Source organism: Mycobacterium sp. IDUB_19 (assembly GCF_055419445.1).
Window position 1 is genome coordinate 1 of record NZ_JBVAXR010000087.1, and the last position, 4,648, is coordinate 4,648.

The following is a 4,648-nucleotide window of genomic DNA, read 5'->3' on the forward strand; positions in this document are numbered from 1 at the left end:
GATCTGATCGGTGGGCCCCGAAATCACGCTCTGGCGCGGCGAGTTGTAGATCCCCAACGTGACCTGCGGGTGATCAGTGATCAGCGCCTCGGTCGCGGCCACATCAAGTCCGAGCAGGGCCATGCCGCCCTGCCCCGACAGCGGCGCCATTAGCCGAGACCGCGTCGCGGTGACCCGCAACCCCTCGGCCGGGGTCAGCGCCCCGGCAACGACGGCAGCGGCCACCTCGCCCATCGAGTGCCCGATCACCAGATCCGGGGTCACCCCGTGCGAGCGCCACAACTCGGTCAACGCCAACTGCATGCCGATCAGGCCCAACTGGATCTGCTCGATACCCTCGAGCCGCTTGCCCTCGGCGATCACCTCGTGCAGCGAGAATCCGGCCTCGGCCACAAACGTCGGCTCCAGCTCGGCCACCGCGGCCGCGAACGCCGGCTCATCAGCCAGCAATCGCCTACCCATGCCGGCCCACTGCGAACCACGCCCCGAATAGACGAACACCGTGCCCGGCCCACCCGCACCCTCGTGCGGGCCGACCACGCCGGGAGCGTGCTGACCGGCCGCCAGCGCACGAAGACCCTCCACCGCGTGAGCGCGATCACGAGCCACCACGGTGGCGAACTTGGCTTGTCGAGCCCGGTGATGATTGACGGTGTGGGCCACATCGGCCAACGCCACCTGCGACCCCGCACCCTGCATCCAATCGGCCAACACCGACGCCGTCACCGCCACCCGCGCCGCCGTCTTACCCGACACCACCAACGCCGACACCTCGGTGTCCGGGCTGCCGTCGGTAACCGGCGCAAGTTCTGGCCCCTCCTCGACGATCGCGTGGGCGTTGGTGCCGCCCAGGCCGAAGGAGGACACCGCAGCCCGGCGCGGACCGGAATCCGATGGCCACGCGATGTTCTCGACCGGAACGAACAGGCGCGTCGGCGCCGCGTCGATGGCCGGATTCCACTGCGAGAAGTGCAGGTTCGGTGGAATCTGGCCGCGCTGCACCGCGAGCACCGCCTTGATGAACCCGGCGACTCCCGACGCCGCCTCGAGATGGCCGATGTTGGTCTTCACCGCTCCCAGCGCGCACTTGCCGTCGCCGCGGCCATAGGTTGCGGCCAGCGCCTCGAACTCGATCGGGTCTCCGAGAGCCGTTCCGGTGCCGTGGCTTTCGACGTAGTGCACGCTTTCCGGCGCGACATCGGCGGAGCGCAACGCGTCGGCGATCACATCGCATTGGGCCGCGGTGTTCGGCGCGGTGATGCCGTTGGAGCGGCCATCCTGGTTGACGGCCGAACCGCGAACCACCGCCAGCACCCGATCGCCGTCGCGCACCGCGTCGGTCAACCGCTTGAGCACCACCACCCCGGCACCCTCACCACGCACAAACCCGTCCGCCGTCGCATCGAAGGTGGCGCACCGGCCATGCGGAGAGAGCAGGCCCCAGGCCGAGATGGCGATTTGAGTCTCGGGGCGCAGCGTCACGCTGACGCCACCGGCCAACGCCAGGTCGGTCTCTCGTGACCGCAAGCTCTGGCAGGCCAGGTGGATCGCCGACAACGAGGAAGAGCACGCGGTATCGACGGCCACTGCCGGACCGCGCAGCCCCAACAGATAGGAGATCCGGCCCGCGGTGATGCTGTGCGAGTTGCCGGTTCCGGTGTACGCGTCCACGCTTTCCGGGCTGCTTGCCACCATGGACTGGTACTCGTTGAAGTAGGCGCCGATCATGACGCCGGTTCGGCTGCCGGCCAGCGAATCCGTTGGGATGCCGGCATGTTCGAGGGCTTCCCAGGCGACCTCGAGCAGCATCCGCTGCTGCGGGTCCATCGACGCGGCTTCGCGGGGGGTGATCCCGAAGAACTCGGCGTCGAATCCCGCGATGTCGGGGACGAAGCCGCCCCACTTCGTCGTCATATGACCCGGCGTCAACGGGTCGGCGTCGTAAAAGGCCTCGGCGTCCCACCGGTCCGGTGGAATATCGGAGATGGCGTTGCGGCCCTCGACCATGAGCTCCCAGAAGCTCTCCGGGCCGGTCACATTTCCGGGAAAGCGGCATCCCATCCCCACCACCGCGACCGGCTCGGTCGTGGCGGTGCGCGCGGCCCGGGAGAATTCCTCGGACAAGGCCGTGCGCTGTTGAGCCGTCATACCCACGATGCGGCTGAAAACACTTCGCATTACGCGGGCTCCTCGGCGGCCACAGGTGATGACTCGATGCGGTCGAACAAGCTGTCCAAAGTGCTTCCTGCAGAAGCGGACAGCTCCGCGATCTCGTCATTTCCTGAATCCGCCTGGGGCGCGACTACTTTCGCAAGGTAGTCCGCCAGGGCTGCGACGGTTGGGTGGTTGAACAGCATGGTCGCCGACAATTCGATGCCCGCCAGCATCTCGGCTTCGCGTCGAATCGCCATGGCCATCAGGGAGTTGAGGCCCAGTTCGGCCAGCGGACGATCGGCTTCCAGCTCCGATTCGGGGATCCGCAGTTCGCGGGCGACAATGTCGCGCAGGCCGCTTTCCAGCTCGGTGCGGATCTGCACCGGTGACAGATTCGACCAATCCCGTGCCGGGACCAGGGAAGTGGCCGGAGCGTCTTCCAGTAGGTCATCGACGATGCGCAGTGATCCGCGGGTCCGGTAGGCGTCGGCCAGTAGCGGCCAATCCGCGTCGACGACAACGGAATGCACTCCGGCGGCCGGGCTCATCACGATCGGCAGCGCTGCGATGGCGACCTCGTCGTCCATCGGCAGCAGACCGGAGCCCACGCTGACCTGGCTGGCATTGTCCTCTGTGTCGGCCAGCGATTTCCACAATCCCCAGTTGACCGTGGTGGCCGACAGCCCGATGACGCGACGGGCATACGCCAGCGCGTCCAGGAAGCCGCTGGTGGCCGTGTAGTGGGCCAGCCAGCGCGAGCCGGTCAGGCCGGAGATGGAGGAGAACAGCACGAAGTGACGCACCGGCGTTTTCAGCGACAGGCGGTGCAGCACCGCGGCGGCGTCCAGCTTGGGTGCGAACATCGCCGTGACGTCGTCGTCGGTCATCTCGCTGAGCAACACCGGGCCGCCGGCGAAGGCCGCCAGATAGATGCCTTCCAGCGGGGGTAAGTCGGCGCCGAACCGGTCGAACAGCGCGCTCATCGCCGTTTCGTCGGTGGCATCGGCCGCGACGGTGACGAGGTCCGTGCCCTGTGCCGCAAGGCTTTCGGCTAGTGCGTGCAGTCGTTGGCCGGGATTGCGGGATACCGCGACGATGGTCTTGGCGCCCATCTGCGCGAGCTGGCGGATCAGGTGCGGACCGATGTTGCCGGTCGCGCCGACGACGAGGTGACAGGTGTTGGCATCCAGCGTCACCGGCGACTGCGCCGGCACCGCACGCCGTTGCAGCCGGGGCACATGACGCACACCCCACCGGTAGACGACCTGATCTTCGGCGTCGCCGGCGTTGACTTCACTGAGCACCTGGGGTGCCGCCAGTTCGGCGGGCACCGAGCCGTCCAGATCGACAATGCCGCCCCAGATTTCGGGGTGCTCGAGTGCGAGGGTTCGTCCCAGACCCCACAGCGCCCCGTGAGCCGGGTTGGCGTGATCGCCCTCCGCGATGGGTTGGGCGTTGCGGGTCACGATGAACAACTTGGCCGCCGAGGTGCCGGCAGCCATCGCGGCAACCAGGCGGCGAACCTGCCCGAACAGCTGGTAAGCCATACCCGCATCGACGGACCTGCCCGCCGGTGGCGCGTAGACCACATGGTCGACACCACGCAGCGCCGCGCTTAATGCCGCCTCGTCGTCGAGCACCGAGGACTGCGCGACGTCGACGCGGCATTGCGACCCCGCGATCCGGGCGAGTTCCTCGCCCAGCTCGGCATCGGACAGCACCAGCCAGCGCCCGGTGCCGGCGATTGCCGCACCGGTCAGCGGGGTGGACGGCCACGCCATCTGGTAGCACCAGGAGTCCAGTGCGCCGCCGAGATAGTTGGACGGCGCCGCGACTGGGGCCGGTAAGTCGTTGTGGTGCACCGCCTTTGGCGTCAGCCCGGCCATCTTCGTGACGGGGATCCAGTGGTGGGTGTGGTGCCAGGGGGTGGTGGGGATCTGCGGGTGCGGTTCGGGCGGATGCGGAGTCTGCGGCGGATGGGTGGTGTGCACCCTGTTCAGGTTGGTGCGGAAGGTGATGGCGTCGTCGCTATCGCGCTGCAGCGTCCCGACGCAGGCGTACTTACTTCCGTGCTGGGCGCTGTGCAGGGTTTCCAGGACGGCTTGGGTGAGTAGTGGGTGGGCGCTGATTTCGATGAAGGTGTGGTGGTCGGTTGCGGCTTTGGTGATGGCTTGTTGGAAGCGGACCGGGTTGCGCATGTTGGTGGCCCAGTGTTCGGCGTCGAATGCCGGCGGGGCTTGCAGGTTTTCGTAGGTGGTGGACAGGATCGGGATCGACGGTGGCCGCGGGGCCAGATCGGCCAGTTCGGCGCGCATCGCGGGTTGCAGGGCGTCCATGGCCGGATTGTGCGGGGCCACTTCGATATTGACCCGGCTGGCGAACCGGTTCTGGCCACGCACCTTGTCAATCAACGCCTCGATCTGATCGGTGGGCCCCGAAATCACGCTCTGGCGCGGCGAGTTGTAGATCCCCAACGTGACCTGCGGGTGATCAG

Annotated in this window: 2 protein-coding genes; both read right to left on the reverse strand. The window is 67.6% G+C overall.

What is annotated here, in order from left to right; all coding sequences use genetic code 11:
• On the reverse strand, positions 1 to 2,178 hold a 2,178-nt coding region (locus ACZY0B_RS26705; RefSeq protein WP_463767245.1), incomplete at its 3' end, for a type I polyketide synthase.
• Positions 2,178 to 4,648: type I polyketide synthase (locus tag ACZY0B_RS26710; RefSeq protein ID WP_463767246.1), on the reverse strand; the 2,471-nt coding region annotated here is incomplete at its 5' end. The genes ACZY0B_RS26710 and ACZY0B_RS26705, both read right to left, overlap by 1 nt.